The organism is Chryseobacterium sp. CH25, assembly GCF_004119455.1.
In the GTDB taxonomy this organism is placed as follows: Bacteria; Bacteroidota; Bacteroidia; order Flavobacteriales; family Weeksellaceae; genus Chryseobacterium.
Map to the genome: position 1 here is coordinate 362,627 of NZ_NRQT01000001.1, position 17,405 is coordinate 380,031.

Genomic DNA, 17,405 nt, shown 5'->3' on the forward strand with positions numbered 1-17,405 from the left:
AAAATATGAGATTTTCAGATATTAAATTAATACTGCTGATAGGGTTTATCGCCCTATTTTGCATGCAACATACTCTACAAACCTATACTACAGATTATGGAGAAGTAGCAGCACAGTACAAAAAACCGATCCAGTATTGGCCAAAACCTTCCATAGATAGTGATGTGGACTGGAAAGAGTTTGAAGCTATAGAATGGGACTCCAATTATTATGACACCCAGGAACGTCCTGAAGTAATGCTGGGTAAAAAACTGTTCTTTGACCCCAAACTATCTTCATCAAGCCAGGTTTCCTGCAGCAGCTGTCATAATCCTGAATTAGGCTGGAGCGACGGCCAGGAAGTGGCATTAGGTAACGATCATCTGCTGGGTAAAAGAAATACACAGTCTCTTTATAATATTGCAGACAGAACTTCTTATTTCTGGGATGGAAGAGCTAAAACACTGGAAGAACAGCTTGTAGGCCCTATTTCCGCTCACAATGAAATGAATATGAAACCGGAAAAACTTGCTGGAAAACTTTCAAAATATAAAGAATACAGACAGCTTTTTAAAGAGGTTTATCACACAGATAAAATTACGTTTAATCAGATTTCCAACGCATTGGCAACTTTTCAGCGTACTCTTAGAAGTCAGCCAAGCAAGCTGGATAAATTCATCAAAGGAGATCATAAAGCTATGAGTGATAAAGAAATCTATGGCATGCATCTGTTCCAGACCAAAGCAAGATGTATGAACTGCCATTATGGTAAATATCTGACAGATGAGTCTTTCCACAATATTGGCCTTACTTATTATCAACGTGAATATGAAGACCTTGGATTGTACCATATCACCAATAATCCCGATGATCTAGGTAAATTTAAAACCCCTTCTTTAAGAGATTTGAATTACACTGCTCCATGGATGCATAATGGTTTGATGGATGATCTGCATGGTGTGGTGAATTTATACAACAGCGGAATGCAGATGATTAACCCAAGCCCAGAAGAAAAGAAAGCTGATCCCAAGTTTCCGGTAACCGATCAAAGAATGAAGCCATTACAGCTCAACAACCAGGAAATAGATGCTATTGTGGCTTTTCTGAAAAGTATGTCAGGAAGTTATTATAAGATGCCTCGCCCTGAAATTCCAAGGCAATAAAATATCTAGTCTTAAAACACTGACTTAAAACAAATAAAAACTCCTTATTCAAACTGATCATTTAAATAAGGAGTTTTTTATTTTATAACTGGTATCGATTTAAAACTTAAACCCAACACTGAAGTATATCCTTGAAAAATCAAGCTGGTTATTTCTGGAAACATTAATATTAATAGGCCCTATTAGGGATTCATACCCTAAATTTACCCCATACCCAAACATGTTAAAGCTATCGGTAAAAGGCGAAAATTCATCACTAATCTTACCATAACTAAATGAAGGAGCTATGTAGAGTCTTTTCATCACTCTATATTGCAGTGACACCCCCATTTTAGCAATAGAATTCGTAGGTAATTCTTTTTGACGAAGTCCGTTAAATTCAGGATTCATAAGATCATTATTATACTCACTTCCGCCTATATTATATTTCTCATTTAGAAAAAGATAAGGTATACGATCCTCTTTTACGGAACCAAAACTTGCTCCAAGAAAAAGATTCACCTTCGCTGCCAGCCTCCTTGTAATAGGATAAGCAAAATTCTCATTTACAGTGAATGAAACCAGATTTCTGGGTTTAAAATAATAGTCCTGTTCAGGATTTAATATAGAATACAACATAGGCTGTACACGATCTAAATCATATAATTTATAACTATCACCATAATAAAAGCGTGTATTTATCTGAAGATGATTTCCTTTTGTAAAGTAATATTTCTTATTGAGATTATTCTGCTCAAATTTTAAAAAAGTATTAAAATTGCTGTGATTGTATAATTTCCTGTTATAAGTATCCGCTTTTGCCTGATCAATTTTATCCAGTAAAGTATACATTCTTTCTACATTAAATTCTGTTCCCAGAGAGAAAAAAGCATTTGGGGAAATATTATAATTCAACCCTATTTTTCCAGTGATATTTCTATAGATATGGTTAGGAAACCTTGCGCTACCACTTTCATCGTCAAAACTATTCAATCTGAAGGTCAAATCATTACTTTTAAGGTGAATCATTTTTGCCTCAACATCAAACCACCAGCGGCTATTAGTATCCAGAAACTGTTGGTAAGCAACTCTTGCTTTGAAACGTTCTGAAATATCCACCGTAGCCAAAAACCTTGACCTATTTAAAAGAATATTTCTGTAAGTATAATTAACAATAATCCCCACAGACTGTTCATTGTCATAATGAAGAGCTAGCTTGAAAGCTCCTTTTTTGCCCTTTTTACAAAAACATTCATCACAAGCCCATCATTAACATTAGTGTAAGTATAATACACTTTTTCATATTGACGCATTCCGAATACCTTATCTATAGCGGCATTCACCGTTTTAGCATCGTAATACTTCCCTTCTGTTAAATTCATCTGACTCTTAATGACTTCAATTTCAGCCGCATCTCTGATTGGTGTTCCATCCTCTTCATTGAACGTGAACTTTGTGGTGGGAAGCTTTACTTCTTCGATCATTTCATGTTCATACTTTATTCCTAGTTTCTTTTGGGCTTCTGCTAGGGCAACAAACTCCGGAAGATGCTTTCTGGCTTCTATTTCCCCTATTTTAATGATCTTTCTGAACCTGGCGAAGTCTTTTGTAGTAATATCTCCCAAAGGATCTACAAAGTCTACCAGAATGTTTGATAAAGCCTTCTGATGCTTAAAGTCTTCCACAGAACGGATGGCATGGGTCTGATAGATCATTTTCATAGGGTTTTCAATCTCTTTTTTTGTAAAAAGTCTGAATCCTGTATAACCACCAATAACGAAATCGGCCCCCATCTGTCTAACCTCATTGGCCGGATAATTTCTATCTAATCCACCATCAACCAACAGTTTTCCATCAATATAAACCGGAGCAAAAGCAGCAGGAATAGCTAATGTAGAACGAATAGCCAATGGCAGAGACCCTTTTTTCTGCATAACCAAGCCACCGTTTTCAATATCTGAAGACGTAAGCTCTACCGGAATTCTTAATTTACTGAAATCATTGATATGCTTTGCATTAAAGGTCAGTGTATTCAGCACTTCACCCATATACTGCCCTTCAATATAGGAGCTGGGAAGGGTTGGAACTCCCTTTACGACAGGAAATTCAAGAATGTATTTATCATACTCATCCTTTTCACTGATATTGACTTTGCTATAAGGAATTTTATTGCTCAGAATCCTGTTCCAGTCAACTTTATAAATGGTTTTCTTTAACTGGTCAGCATTATATCCCATTGCATACAAACCGCCCAGAATACCACCCATACTGGTTCCGGTGATATAGTCTACCTTAATTCCGAGGGAATCGATCATTTTCAGAATACCGATGTGCGCAAATCCTTTTGCACCACCACCACTCAATGCCAAACCGAATTTCGTATCCTTCGTTACATTTTGTAATCTGACATTCAGAGAATCGTTAATCTGCTGGGATTTAAGAAAAAGAGAAAAAATGAAAGTTCCCAAAATCAGGAGTTTTTTCATGAGGCAGCCTGTTTTTATGTGTATGAAAATTTTACAGTAAAGATACAATTATACCATAAAAACTGACAAAAAATCTCATCTATTTCCCTATTCTAGAAGAACTTAAAAAGTATTGACCGTTAACGGAACTTTTAATAACCATCAAAGTTTATTGAATAGAAAACAGTACTGCTATTTAAATTTAACGCAAAGATTTTATAATGCAATTGCAATATTTTAAGCAAGCAAAGAAAGAATCAACTTCATTGATTCTTTCTAAGTGTACGCATGACTATTGCTTCATCAGCGACAAAGTCACTCTTCTTGGCTCTCTAAAATAAAGCGTTAGAATCATTACAACTTTGCATTTAAAAATTATTTAAACATGGCACCAAATAGATTATTTCTGAATGCTACTAAAAACGGTAAAAAAATGATAGAAACTTAATAAGACTTTATAGTTTCCACGAAGTTAATATCCGGGTTCAAGATTTCAAGAATAAGGCTTTTAACAGACTTCATAGCATCATCAATATCACCTTTATCGAAAACAAGAGAAACCATGCCTTTTTTAGCCTCAGCAAAGCTCCAGATTCCCGTTTCAATTGGATATCCCCAAAACTCAGGAAGATGTTGTATCACATAATGATAAATACAAAGCTGCAGTGCCTGTTTTCTGTCGCTGTTATGAAAATACGTCTCTACATTATCCTCATCAATTTTCACATGAAGATTTTTAATTTTAGCCGTTTTATAATCAATGATTCTTAACGTTCCGTTCAGTTTATCAATTCTGTCAATAAATCCCAGGAACGAAATTTTATCATTGCCATCAAGATAAAACTCTACATTTTCAAACCTTCTTTCGATGTCGATAATCTCTAATGTATTTCCTTGTCTGATCAGATCCAGATCATGATTCAGAATATTTTCAATCACCTTTTTCGCAATAGCCTTGTGGATATAGTTCATCCCTTTTTCATAGAATTCCGGCTGATGCTTAAGCTTCTCAATGGCAATGTTTATATACTTATCTATCGCTTTAATTGATTTCTCTAAATCACTTTCTTTTAAAACCTTACCTTTCAATATCTCATAAACCTCCTGAAGCGAGTAGTGAACTAAATTTCCATAGTTTTTTACAGATAATTCTTCTTCAATTTCGTCCGATTCGGAGGTGTTCAGAATCTTTGATAAATAAAAATCAATAGGGTTATAAAGGTAGCTTGTAAGGTGGGATGCAGATACTCTTTCCTTCCATTTTTGAAGTCGTTCCTTCACAATTTCCGTCTTGGAAATTTCTATAGGTTTTGTGATAATGGGTTCTGAAGAATTTTCAATAATCAGGTGTTCAATCTCATGAGAACTTTCCATTTCAATCTGGGTAATGAAACGGCTTTTTTCTCCTGTATTCACTCCCGAACTTAAAGCATTATACAGCAAATGAACATTCTTCGCATCCTGGATCAGCCTGTAAAAGTGATAAGCATAAATACTGTCGTTTTCCAGGAACGTATGAAGATCAAAGAATCTTCGGATGTCAAAAGGAATATAAGTATTCTGAGAATTCCCCAATGGAAGTTTTCCTTCATTCACTGAAAGCAGAATCACATTTTCAAAATTCAGAAGACGTGTTTCCAGCAGTCCCATAATCTGAAGTCCCCTTAATGGTTCACCCTGAAAATCGATGCTCTCCGAGTTGATATGTTGGTTGATGAGAATCTCCAGTGTTTCCATTTTGATCTCAATATTATAGGGAGTCAACTGGTTTTTAATAACCCTGAAGGCATTCTCGAAGTGAGATACGTTTTCATACTGTATATCATCTATTTCCAGCCATTTCACCTGATGACAGAATGAAATGAGAATATCCAGATAAGCAGTTGTACTTACAGCCTTTTGCAGAAGCCCAAAATAGGACAGTTCACCCAAAAGCTCATTCAAAAGTCTGTTAGAAATATAAACGATATTCCTCTCTTCTATTTTCGTCTTAAAATCATTGATGATTAATTCATCTTTAGCAGATTTTGGAAGCTCTTCAAGAATAGGAAATACATCTCTGTAATAGTATGACGTTTTATTTTTTTCCAGCTGTTTCTGCAGGTAGAAAAGTCGTTTTACGGCATTGGAAAAAGAAAGGTTCTTCAATGGGAATCCCATTGTGATATTCAGATTATCTACCCCGTGCATTACATCCAGACTTGCAGGAAGAAGATTTTCATCCAACAGGACTACTGCTGTATTCGAATAGGTTTTATTATTGATTTCCTTAAAGATCTCAGGCAACACCTTGGTTTGCGTTACATTTCCGGAAACTTCATATACCTTGATTTTTTTTGGTTGACTAAAATCATCCTCTATCCATTTGAAAACTCTGTTATCATCAAATTCCTTCCATGTTTTATGGTTTCTGAGAAATTTTCCAGCTTCCTGTCTTTCGTCATTAAAGTAATATCGGTCTGCCTGAAAAAGCACTGTGCCTTGTTCCGTCGCAAAAGATTCCTCACCAGCTTCTCTTCAACGGGCGTAAAGGCATTAAATCCGCAGAAAACAAAATGTTCCGAGGTATTCTCCGCAAAATCCGAGATACCCGCTTTAGCAGCCTCGTGAATCATTCCTGAGGTTGCCCAGTTCTTTTCCTGCAGTCTGCTTTTAAGTTCAGGAAGAAAAACATTCATATTCTGCCAGAAATTAAGGAATTTTTTTCTGGGTACATCATCATCTTCACCAAGATTCTGAGCCCATTCTTTGATCCTCTCCTCATCAAACATGTATTGCAGAACCGCCTGATCACTGTCTGAAAACTTCAGAATGTCATCCCAATCCTTCTGCAAGGTTGGAAACCATTTCAAAAAATCTGAAAAATTATCTCTTGGGATCAGATTCAGGCTTCTGTAGACATCAAATGAAAAAAGCCAGAGCGGAATTCCCTGAATCACCTGTTTATCGGCAATGGTATTAATCAGCTCCTCAATGGTAAAAAAGTTGGGAAGAAACCCTGAATAATTATTTTCCTCAAGAATCTGTCTGATAAATACAATCGGACGCTTTCCGGGCAGGATGATGTTAAACGCAGATAGATCCGAGTTTTGTTCCAGCAGTTCGTGAATGATCTTATTGAGGAATTTCAAAGGGTTTGATAGCTTTTAAGGTTTTCTAATTCTCGAGAGATGGCAGCATTGTATTCTGCTTGTTTCACTTCATCAATCCCATGACGGGTATCCCTGTCATAAGCTATCTGGAAGTTTTTATATTCGTTATAGACTGTATTATAAATAGATTTAAATAACCTATCATAATCACCGGAATTCCTGATCTTTTCAGCAACATTTTTCCTAAATTTTCTCACAAAAAGCTCTGCAATATCAAAATGTTTCTGCTCATGCAACAGGATATACTCATTGATTTTTTTAACATCCTTCCAGGATTTATCCTCATTGAATACAGTCTTTATTTCAATTTTTACAGGAGACTTCGGATTGGAAGATTTCACTACAGAATATTCCCAGCCACAATTGGTATAAGCTGCAACATCCGGATTATTTTTTCTTTTGACAGGATTTTTAAAATTATCCCATACCAGCTTTTGTTCTTCCTGCCAGATAATCTTCTGCCCAAACATAGCATGAGTTGCCAATAAACAGAATACAAAGGTCAGTTTCATTATTTCACTACAATTGTTTTTGTAATCCAGTTATTTCCCCCGTTCCAGAATGTAAAGGTATACTCCCCAGTTCTCTGTGGATTAAAGTTAATCTGATTAACAGCTGAATAACTCTTTTGCGCACAGGGACCATTGGTAATGTATTTATAAGCAGTAACAGTTCTCTTAAAATCACTGTCATAAATATAATCATAGGCATAAAATCCCTGGCACTGAGATGAATAGGTAGAATACGTTTTGATATGCTGTATTGAAAAGACAGCCATAGTGTCATTGGCAATCTTTACACTGTCTATTTTGACCTTACCAATGGATTCGATCGTCTGATAATCATCATCATCATTACACGAAACCAATGCAAAGCCAGACAATAATGATGAAAATGCAATATTTAGAAGCTTTTTCATAACCTTTTATTTTTCTGATTATCAATGCTTAAGTTAGCAAAAATATTCCTTATTCAAATAAAATCAGGAATTAAAATTACCTTTTGATACATAAACTACTTTTTTAGTATCAAAAAATTCTCCATCAAAATAGTGTTTCAGGTTGAAAATTTCACATTTAAGTCCGGCAAGTTCTTCAGCAAGATCTCCACCTTTTAAATATAAAATTCCATTATGTTTAGGGTTAAACTGTTCTTTTTCAAATTTACCTTTCAGCCATCTTAAAAACTCTGGCATCTGGGTTACCGCTCTGCTGACTACAAAGTGGAATTTTTCTTTTAGTTTTTCTGCTCTTCCGTGGATAGCAGTTACATTGGTAAGCCCAATCCCTTCTGACACAGCATTCACCACACTAATCTTCTTCCCAATGGAATCAATAAGGGTAAATTGTGTTTCAGGAAACAGAATCGCCAGCGGAATTCCTGGAAAACCTCCTCCCGTTCCAATATCCAATACTTTTGTTCCAGGTGCAAATTCCATCACTTTTGCAATTCCCAACGAGTGAAGGATATGCTTTTCATACAAAGATTCCATATCTTTTCTGGAAATTACATTGATCTTTTCATTCCATTCATTGTAAAGAGTTTCAAGTTTTGCAAACTGCTCCAACTGTTTTTCAGTAAGATCCGGAAAATATTTTAATAGTAACGATGTAGACATGTGAATTATTATAATCTGCAAAAGTAAGTTTTTATTGGCTTTGTTCAAACTTTCAGATAGAGTATGTTCAAAAAAACAGCTTTAACCTCAAACAGGATAACGCTTCTTTAACCTGATAAAAATCTTTAAACATGCCCTCTTTTTATTACTCCTGCAAGGTCTTTTTATTATATATTTGTTAAAATTCAAAAAAATACAATGGACAAACTTTCAGATAGAGTAAAAAGACTTGGATACTCACAGACATTTGTAATGTCTAACAAGGCAAGGGAAATGAAGGCGAACGGAGTGGATGTAATCAGTTTAACCCTTGGCGAACCGGATTTTGACGTTCCGGATAATATCAAACAGGCAGCATTCGATGCCATCAATCAGAACTACAGCCACTACTCTCCTGTTCCGGGATTCCTTGAACTGCGTGAGGCTATTGCTTATAAATTAAAAAGAGACAACAATCTTGAGTACAAGCCAACACAGATTTGTGTTTCAAACGGTGCAAAACAGGCTATTTTAAATGTTTTGGCAGCAATCATCAATGATGGTGATGAAGTTCTGCTTCCGGCTCCTTATTGGGTAAGCTACGATGAAATGGTAAAAATGATGGGTGGAAACTCTGTGATGCTTCCTACTTCTTACGTTACAGATTTCAAAGTAACTGCTGAACAGCTTGAAGAAACTATTACTGAAAAAACAAAAGCAATCCTTTTCAGTTCGCCATGTAACCCATCAGGCGGATATTATACCTATGATGAGTTGAAATCTATTGCTAAAGTAGTTGCCAAATACCCTCATGTAACCATTATTTCAGATGAAATCTATGAGTTCATCAATTATGAAACAAAAACCACTTCTATTGCTCAGTTTCCTGAAGTTTATGAACAGACCGCTGTAATCAACGGAATGTCAAAAGCTTTTGCAATGACCGGATGGAGAATCGGATATTCTGCCTGCCCGGAATGGTTGGCTAAGGCTTGCGAAAAAGTACAGGGGCAAATGACAAGTGGTGCAAACACTGTGGCTCAGAGAGCTTCTATTGTTGCTTTAAAAACTGACCCATCAGAATACAGATACATGATTGACGCTTTCAAAAAGAGAAGAGATCTTATGTATGAACTTATCCAGGAAATTCCAGGATTCAAAGTATTGCTTCCAAAAGCTGCATTCTACTTCTTCCCGGATATTTCTCACTACATTGGAAAAACGTTGAATGGAACAGAAATTAACAATTCTGATGACTTTGCCATGTTCTTATTGGAAAATGCTCATGTAGGATGTGTTGGCGGATTCTCTTTCGGAAGTCCGGAGTGTATCAGATTCTCATATGCAGCTTCTGAAGAGGAATTAAGGGAAGCGATGAGAAGAATCAAAGACCTGTTAGTGCAATTCAATTAAGAATTAAATAAAACACAGCCACAACAATGAATTTGTTTAAAAAGCTAACCATCGTCACAAGTATTGCAGCAGCTAGTTTTGCAGGCCATGCTTTCGGACAGGATTATCAATGGAAGGAAGCTACTTCCAACGGGTACAAATACAAATTTGTTACTAACGATCCTACTGCAGCCAGATATTATACTTTAAAAAACGGATTAACGGTTATTCTGAGTCCAACCAACAAGGAACCGAGAATCCAGACTTATATTGCCACCAAAGCAGGAAGTAAAACAGACCCAGCAGATCATACAGGTCTTGCCCATTACCTGGAGCACATGCTTTTCAAAGGGACAAATGAGTTCGGGTCTAAAGACTGGGCTAAAGAAAAGCCTCTTTTGGATCAGATTGATGCTCTTTATGAGAAATACAATCAGACAAAAGATGAAGCCAAAAGAAAGGAAATCTACAAAGAAATTGACAGGGTTTCCGGAGAAGCAGCCCAATATGCAATTGCCAACGAGTACGATAAAATGATGGCTGGCATGGGCGGTGACGGTACCAATGCCTTCACTTCTTTTGAACAAACTGTGTACACAGAAGATATTCCGTCTAATGTAATAGATAAATTTCTGGCATTACAGTCGGAAAGATTCAGAGAGCCGGTTCTCAGATTATTCCACACAGAGCTTGAAGCGGTATATGAAGAGAAAAACAGATCACTTGATGATGATGGAGATAAAGTTTACGACATGATGTTTGCCAGTCTTTTCCCTAATAACAATTATGGAAAGCAGACTACTATAGGAACCATTGAACATCTTAAAAACCCATCCCTACATGCCATTAGAGAATATTATAACAATTACTACGTTCCCAACAATATGGGAATCATCATGTCCGGAGATTTCAATCCGGATGAAGTAATTGCCAAGATTGACAAGGCCTTCTCTTACATGAAGTCTAAACCTGTTCCTGAATATAAAGTTGGACAGGAAAAAGCTATCACATCTCCTGTAATCAAAGAAGTAATAGGACCTGATTCCGAAAGTGTAATGCTTGGTTTCAGATTTCCAGGTGCCTCTACAAAAGATGCAAGGCTGTTAAATTTCGTAGGAAGCATGCTTACCAACGGTCAGGCTGGGCTTATTGACCTTGATCTTGTAAAAAAACAGAAGTTACTGGCAGCTTATGCCTTTCCTTATGCTTTAAAAGATTATTCAGTATTGCTTCTACAGGGAAAACCTACTGAAGGACAATCTTTAGATGAAGTAAAAAACTTTTTGCTTCAGGAAATCGACAAATTGAGAAAAGGAGAATTTTCTGATGATCTTATCCAATCTATCATCAACAACGAAAAGAAGAATACCATTCAAAAAGATGAAAAATATGCTTCAAGAGCAAGCATTTTAATGGATGAATTTACTTCTGAAGTAGACCATAAAGCAAACCTGGAATATATTGAAGAGATTTCCAAGCTTACCAAAAAAGACATTATGGATTTCGTTTCCAAATATCTTCAAAACAACAATTATGTAGCAGTTTATAAGAAAAAAGGTGAAGACAAAAACACTGTAAAAGTTGATAAGCCAACCATTACACCTGTTTCTGTAAACAGAGAAGACCAGTCTTATTTCCTGAAAAAGATTGACGAAATGCCTGAAAAAGCAATCGCTCCTGTATGGCTAAACTATGATAAGGACATTGCTAAAAATAAATTGGCTGATGTGGATGTGCTTTCTGTAAAAAATACAGACAATGCTTTATTCAGAATGTATTATCACTTTGATTCCGGAAAATGGAACAACAAAATGCTTCCACTGGCTGCAGAATACCTGCAATATTTAGGAACCGATGATAAATCATCAGAAACCGTAAGCAGAGAGTTTTACAAATTAGCTTCAAGCTTCAAGGTAAGTGCAGGGAACGAAGAAACTTATGTTTCATTGGAAGGTCTGAATGAAAATTTTGATAAAACAATTGCATTATTTGAAGATCTGATTAAAAACTGTAAAGCAGACCAGGATGCATTAGATGCCTACAAAGCAAGACTTAAGAAAGCCAGAGCCAACGCTAAGCAGAATAAAGCGACCATTATGGCCGGATTAAGAAGCTATGCTCAGTATGGGGCACAGAATCCATTCAATAATGTTTTGAGTGATGCCGAACTGGATGCCTTAAAAGCTGAAGATCTAGTAAACATCCTACACGACTTATTCAACTTTAAGCATAAAGTACTGTATTATGGACCTAAAACCGGAGCTGAAACGGTAGCTTCTTTAAAACCTGTTCATAAACTTCCTGCAGCGCTTAAAGAGCTTCCAAAAGCCAAAACCTTTACACAGATCCCAACAGATAAGAATAAAGTCTTATTTGCACATTACGATATGGTACAGGCTGAAATTTTCTGGGCAAGAAACTCTGAACAATACAACTCTACCATTACCCCTACAGTAAGCTTATTCAACAATTACTTTGGAGGTGGAATGGGATCTATTGTTTTCCAGACTATCAGAGAATCTAAAGCATTGGCTTATTCTACCTATTCTTATTTTGCTCTTCCAAGCAAGAAAGAAGATAAGAACAGTATTATGGCTTATGTGGGAACTCAGGCCGATAAGTTCAATGAAGCATCTTCTGCAATGAATGAGCTTCTTACTACCCTGCCGAAATCAGAACAATTATTTGAAACCGCCAAAAGCGGATTGAAAAAAACAATTGCTTCTGAAAGAATTTCCCAGGATGGTATTATTTTCTCTTATCTGAAAGCCCAAAGGCTTGGAAACAACTCTGATATCAGAAAGAATGTCTATGAACAGGCTCCAAAGCTATCTTTTGCAGACATCAACACTTTCTATGATAAAGAGATGAAGAACAAGAACTATACATATTGTATTGTGGCATCTCAAGACAAAGTAAATGAAGCCGATATGCAGAAATTAGGAGAGATTAAAAAACTTAATCTAACCGAAATATTTGGATATTAAAATAACAAAAAGCCCTGGTTTCAGGGCTTTTTTCTTTAACAACACATCAAAAACAATTATAGATTTTATTTATCAAAAACTATTTGTTCGATAGATAAAACTTCTTTATATTTGCAACAGAAATTTAAATATAAAAACAGAAAATTATGTCTTTAGTAGGAAAAAAATTCCCGAATTTAACAATCGACGCAATGTCTGAAATGGGTGACGATTTAAGAATCAACATCCTTGAAGAAGCTACAAACAACCAACAAAAAGTTCTTTTGTTCTGGTACCCTAAAGATTTCACTTTCGTATGTCCTACTGAGCTTCACGCTTTCCAGGAGGCTTTAGGTGAATTCGAAAAAAGAAACACTAAAGTAATCGGTGCATCTTGTGATACAAACGAAGTACACTTCGCTTGGTTAAACACACCAAAAGATAACGGAGGTATTGAAGGGGTAACTTATCCACTTTTAGCTGATACTCACAGACAATTAGCAAACACTTTAGGAATTGTAGATCAGGATTTCGAATACAATGAAGAAGGAGAAGAAATCTTCACAGGTTCTAACGTAACTTACAGAGCTACTTACCTTATCGACGAAACTGGAAAAATCTTCCACGAAGCGGTAAACGATATGCCTCTAGGTAGAAACGTAAAAGAATTCTTAAGATTAATTGACGCTTACACTCACGTTCAAAAACACGGTGAAGTATGTCCTGCAAACTGGGAAGAAGGTAAAGATGCAATGAAAGCAGACAGAACTTCTACAGCAGAATACTTAGCTAAGAACTAATATAATGTGTTAATCTGAAAATGAGATAATTTGAAAATTAATCTCCGGATGATCTAAAATTATCTCATTTTCTTTTTATCATTAGCACATTTTCAAATTATCTCATTTTCAAATTATTATTATGTACACAGAATTAACCGAAGATACATTACAGAATATAGTAAACGACAACGAAAAAGTGGTTGTTCAATATGGCGCAACATGGTGCGGAAACTGCAGAATCATGAAGCCGAAATTCAAAAAATTAGCATCTGAGAACGACTCTATTCCTTTCTTATATGTAGATGCTGAAAAACTTCCTGAAAGCAGAAAATTAGCAAAAGTAGACAACTTACCTACATTCGCTATCTTTAAAAATGGTGAATTGGTAAACCAGGTTCAATCTAACCAGGCTGAAAGTTTAATTAACCTTTTTAATGAATTAGCATAATGAAATTACCAGTAATCAGACAATTCTATCAGAATCAGACTCCTGAGAATCTAGAAAAAACATTAGAAGTTCTTGAAAGCTTCTGCGAATTCAGAGGAACAAGTGAAGAAGATTTAAATGTTGCAGGAGAGCTTATTACCAACATTTGCGGAGCTTTAGAAGTTCACGCTAACGTACAGAACGGAATGAGCGAAAAAGATGCACTAAACTCTTTTGCACAAAAGGTTTTAGGATCTATTGATAAGTAGTTTTTATCATTTAATATTCTACAAAAACACGAAAGAAAAGAACTGAGGTTTTCCTCAACACAACATTTCCCTGTTCTTTAACCTATACTCTACTTTTTACTGAAACAGAACTTCAGAGGATCACAAATCCTATTGAAGCGGTATTAAGCACAAAATAGTTAATGAATATCCAATAAAATCCCGATGCAAGGTCATCAGGATTTTTTGGGTTCACAGCTTCTATTAAACACAAATTTCACTAATATTTCTTTCGCTAATAGCACAAATACCAACTATAGTAATAGTTTAACCTATCCTTGTAAAGGTTTATAACCTTGATAAGGATAGTAGAATCTCAAGTTCAACACAATCAAAAACAAAGATTAAGGATATTTTTTTAATCTGTACAATCCACATAATCCGCGAGAAAAACAAAGCCAATCCAAATCCCGGAAATAAAAAAATCCTGATGAAAAATTCACCAGGACTATTATTTAAAGCTAATTAAATACTCAAATTAACTTCTTCTGCTCATCAGAATATTCAGGATATACCAGAATAAAAGCATGATAGAAGCAAAAAGCTGTAAAGCCGCTCCCACATACTGATTGGTAGCATAAGAATCTTTCAGCTTGCTTGTCTGATATAAAATAGTTGCAGAAGCAAGAATAACCATTCCTACAGAGAACCATAATCCAAGGTTAAATCCAAAGGCCATTCCGCCAATGATTAATCCAATAGAGATAAATCCTCCGATAATAATAATATTTCTTAAAAAAGAGAAATCTCTTTTGGAAGTAAAAGCAACTGCAGAAATACCTGCAAACATTGCAACCGTTAAAGTAGCTGCCTGGAAAATGATATTACCACCGCCGGCAACATTAGTAGCTATATAGAGTAATGGCAAGAAGATAACCGCTTCCAGTACAATATAAAACCCTAAACCAAGATACTGCGTTGATTGACTTTGCGAAAGCGACCATTTAGAGGCTAAAATAGAAGCCAGCCAGAAAACCCCAATAATTAATAACCAGGTAAATTTTCCCTGAAACATCATCGCAATAAGCTCTACAGGCACAGTCTTCAACAAAATAGTCTCAACTCCAATAAATGCAAGAATTGATAATGCAACATGCAAATACGTCTTCTTGTAAAAATTCGCTTTCTCCACATCGGAAGAATGAGCGACTAAAACATCTGTCATCATAGTTAATATTTTTTTGATTAATCGAAATTACTTATCCTTTTTAGCAGGCAACACACCAAGAAGTTTCCCTTCATCTTCAAACACAGCGCTTATCACTTCTTTCGATGATGAATCTCCGGCATATTTATACTTAATATTAGGATGGCTGGTACCATCCATCGTAACATAATAGCCTACTTTTAAAATTTCAAATTTTTTATTGACATCAATACCGTCCTTTACCTTTTTAAGAACATCTTCTGTGACAATTTCTTTTACCTTATCAGAAAGAACTTCATCCACAGCTTTATAATCCGAAGCCTGCAAAGCTTTGATAAACTTCTGGAAATTATCATTATAAATATTGACTTTATCCTTACTTATGGTAGCCGGCTGTTCTTTCTTTTGATTATTCTCAACCTTTAATCCAACGACTTTTTGGCCAAACACGAACTGCGCGCCAATAATCGCAAGACCTAAAAATATTCTTTTCATAATTATTCGTTTTATTATTTGGTGAAATAAGTGATGGAAGATACGAAAATCAGACCAGTTCTAAAAATCTCATCGTATCTACATTATCTGCATACGTATCAAGACCCGGATTTTGAGCTTCTCCAAAAGAAATTGAATCAAACCCCAACCCTTCTTTGGCCACAATACACTGAATATTTTCTTCATTTTCAGCAATAAAGTTTTTAACATCATCCAATGATTCATATCGGCTGAAATTAATTACAGAAAGAGGACTGAATAGCTTATCATCTTCTTTAAGCATTACAAAATTATTATCCCAGAATTTATCCTGATTTAAAAGATAAACCGCTCTGTTATAATCATAGTTATTAGCATATTTATTATGATTGATAATATCCTGGAATCCTAAAAAGTTTTCAAACAATCTGTCAATCACAAAATCCTGAGGAATGAAAATTCTCGTTACATTTCTACAACCCAACCCAAAATATTGGAAAATATCTTTTGCCAAAAGCTGAAGTTCTTCATCCGTCTCATCACCTTTTAAAACAGCAACAGAAGTTCTGTTTTTACGGATAATGCTTAAATGATTTTTAAAATAGTACTCAAGATATCTTGCCGTATTATTACTTCCGGTAGCAATAACTGCATCAAAATTCTGTAATTTTTCTACAAATTCAAACTGAACCTGATCGTCAGAAAACTCCTTCCATTTTTTTAACAAGAACGGAATCAGATATTTATCTTTAGAAGACAGCTTCAATAATGGAATATGATTACTCAGTACCACAGAAATCACATCGTGAAGCCCTACCAAAGGGATATTTCCTGCCAAAATCAATCCTACTCTCTTGGAAATCTTAGAGATTGAATAATTTTTAAGCCAGTTTTTAATATTTTCCTCACTAAGAAGATCTGACCATTGCTGTAAAGCAATTTTCTGATTATCAACAGTAAACCATGGATTTTCTATTTCAGACTTCTTTAATAATAATTCAATATTTACATCATCTTCATTGTGATCTTCTGGTTTCTTCGCTAAAAACGCTTTTATATAACCACTTAATTTAATAAGTCCTAAAACTTGATTTTCGGTATTCATAATTACTTTAAAATTGGGGAATATTTTGTAATTTTGTGCAAATTTAAAAAAAATTAGCGATGGCTATTAAAATAACTGATGAATGCATTAATTGTGGGGCTTGTGAACCGGAATGTCCAAACAATGCAATATATGAAGGAGCTGTAGATTGGAAAGCTTCTGACGGTACTAGTCTTCAAGGAACTATTACAATGCCGTCGGGACTTACTGTAGATGCAGATGCAGCGCAGGAGCCTGTAAGTGACGATGTTTATTTCATTGTAACTGATAAATGTACAGAATGTAAAGGTTTCCATGAGGAGCCACAATGTGCTGCGGTATGTCCGGTAGACTGCTGTGTACCAGACGAAGATCATGTAGAATCTGAAGAGGCTCTGCTTAATAAAAAAGCATTCCTACACGGCGAATAAAAAAAATTCCGTCTCATCATGTATGAGACGGCTTTTTTTAATCAAAAAACCAATAAACCTAATTAAAATAAGCTAAAGGA

At 35.4% G+C, this 17,405-nt stretch carries 15 protein-coding genes and 1 pseudogene; 7 read left to right on the forward strand and 9 right to left on the reverse strand.

Annotation, left to right across the window (positions count from 1 at the left end; all coding sequences use genetic code 11):
- Positions 1-5 precede the first annotated feature (5 nt).
- Positions 6-1,142 (forward strand): cytochrome-c peroxidase, encoded by a 1,137-nt coding sequence (locus tag BOQ64_RS01585; RefSeq protein ID WP_129056612.1) that lies wholly within the window; start codon positions 6-8, stop codon positions 1,140-1,142.
- 99 nt (positions 1,143-1,241) lie between these two features.
- Here BOQ64_RS01585 and BOQ64_RS23570 read toward each other — a convergent pair whose 3' ends face one another.
- The 6 genes and pseudogenes from BOQ64_RS23570 to rsmG form a co-directional block, all read right to left on the reverse strand.
- Positions 1,242-2,306, reverse strand: a complete 1,065-nt coding sequence (locus BOQ64_RS23570) for a BamA/TamA family outer membrane protein (RefSeq protein WP_228448061.1) — start codon at positions 2,304-2,306, stop codon at positions 1,242-1,244.
- Between the two features lie 26 nt (positions 2,307-2,332).
- On the reverse strand, positions 2,333-3,607 hold the full coding sequence (locus BOQ64_RS23575; protein WP_228448063.1) for a patatin-like phospholipase family protein: 1,275 nt from the start codon (positions 3,605-3,607) through the stop codon (positions 2,333-2,335).
- Between the two features lie 423 nt (positions 3,608-4,030).
- Positions 4,031-6,717, reverse strand: a pseudogene (locus BOQ64_RS01595) (PD-(D/E)XK nuclease family protein).
- Positions 6,714-7,250 carry a DUF922 domain-containing protein gene (locus BOQ64_RS01600; protein ID WP_129056610.1) on the reverse strand — a complete coding sequence of 179 codons (537 nt, stop codon included), beginning with the start codon at positions 7,248-7,250 and terminating at the stop codon, positions 6,714-6,716. The pseudogene BOQ64_RS01595 and the gene BOQ64_RS01600 overlap by 4 nt, the downstream one beginning before the upstream one ends.
- Positions 7,250-7,657, reverse strand: a complete 408-nt coding sequence (locus BOQ64_RS01605; RefSeq protein ID WP_129056608.1) for a hypothetical protein — start codon at positions 7,655-7,657, stop codon at positions 7,250-7,252. Before BOQ64_RS01605 ends, BOQ64_RS01600 begins: the two co-directional genes overlap by 1 nt.
- 63 nt (positions 7,658-7,720) lie before the next feature.
- On the reverse strand, positions 7,721-8,356 hold the full coding sequence (gene rsmG / locus BOQ64_RS01610) for a 16S rRNA (guanine(527)-N(7))-methyltransferase RsmG (protein WP_129056606.1): 636 nt from the start codon (positions 8,354-8,356) through the stop codon (positions 7,721-7,723).
- A gap of 198 nt (positions 8,357-8,554) precedes the next feature.
- Here rsmG and BOQ64_RS01615 point away from each other — a divergent pair, with 198 nt between their 5' ends.
- The 5 genes from BOQ64_RS01615 to BOQ64_RS01635 all read left to right on the forward strand — a co-directional run bounded on the left by BOQ64_RS01615 (position 8,555) and on the right by BOQ64_RS01635 (position 14,171).
- On the forward strand, positions 8,555-9,748 hold the full coding sequence (locus BOQ64_RS01615) for a pyridoxal phosphate-dependent aminotransferase (RefSeq protein WP_129056604.1): 1,194 nt from the start codon (positions 8,555-8,557) through the stop codon (positions 9,746-9,748).
- A 26-nt stretch (positions 9,749-9,774) separates the two neighbouring features.
- Entirely contained in the window at positions 9,775-12,714 is a 2,940-nt protein-coding gene (locus BOQ64_RS01620; RefSeq protein WP_129056602.1) for a M16 family metallopeptidase, read from the forward strand.
- Between the two features lie 146 nt (positions 12,715-12,860).
- On the forward strand, positions 12,861-13,493 hold the full coding sequence (locus BOQ64_RS01625; RefSeq protein WP_066692332.1) for a peroxiredoxin: 633 nt from the start codon (positions 12,861-12,863) through the stop codon (positions 13,491-13,493).
- A 121-nt stretch (positions 13,494-13,614) separates the two neighbouring features.
- A complete protein-coding gene (locus BOQ64_RS01630; RefSeq protein WP_034698499.1) occupies positions 13,615-13,923 on the forward strand; it encodes a thioredoxin family protein in 309 nt (102 codons plus the stop codon).
- Positions 13,923-14,171, forward strand: coding sequence for a DUF6952 family protein (locus BOQ64_RS01635; RefSeq protein WP_002980002.1), 249 nt, complete (start codon positions 13,923-13,925; stop codon positions 14,169-14,171). The genes BOQ64_RS01630 and BOQ64_RS01635 overlap by 1 nt, the downstream gene beginning before the upstream one ends.
- Positions 14,172-14,667: 496 nt before the next feature.
- Here BOQ64_RS01635 and BOQ64_RS01640 read toward each other — a convergent pair whose 3' ends face one another.
- From BOQ64_RS01640 to BOQ64_RS01650, 3 genes are read right to left on the reverse strand one after another with little or no spacing between them, the layout of a single operon-like run.
- Positions 14,668-15,357: a Bax inhibitor-1 family protein gene (locus BOQ64_RS01640; RefSeq protein ID WP_129056600.1), complete on the reverse strand. Its 690-nt coding sequence runs from the start codon at positions 15,355-15,357 to the stop codon at positions 14,668-14,670.
- A 27-nt stretch (positions 15,358-15,384) separates the two neighbouring features.
- Complete coding sequence (locus tag BOQ64_RS01645; protein WP_129056598.1) at positions 15,385-15,831, reverse strand: peptidylprolyl isomerase; 447 nt, start codon at positions 15,829-15,831, stop codon at positions 15,385-15,387.
- 49 nt (positions 15,832-15,880) lie between these two features.
- Entirely contained in the window at positions 15,881-16,915 is a 1,035-nt protein-coding gene (locus tag BOQ64_RS01650) for an acyl-CoA reductase (protein WP_129056596.1), read from the reverse strand.
- Positions 16,916-16,974: 59 nt separating this feature from the next.
- Here BOQ64_RS01650 and BOQ64_RS01655 point away from each other — a divergent pair, with 59 nt between their 5' ends.
- Positions 16,975-17,325 (forward strand): 4Fe-4S binding protein, encoded by a 351-nt coding sequence (locus BOQ64_RS01655; protein ID WP_123860506.1) that lies wholly within the window; start codon positions 16,975-16,977, stop codon positions 17,323-17,325.
- Positions 17,326-17,405: the final 80 nt, after the last annotated feature.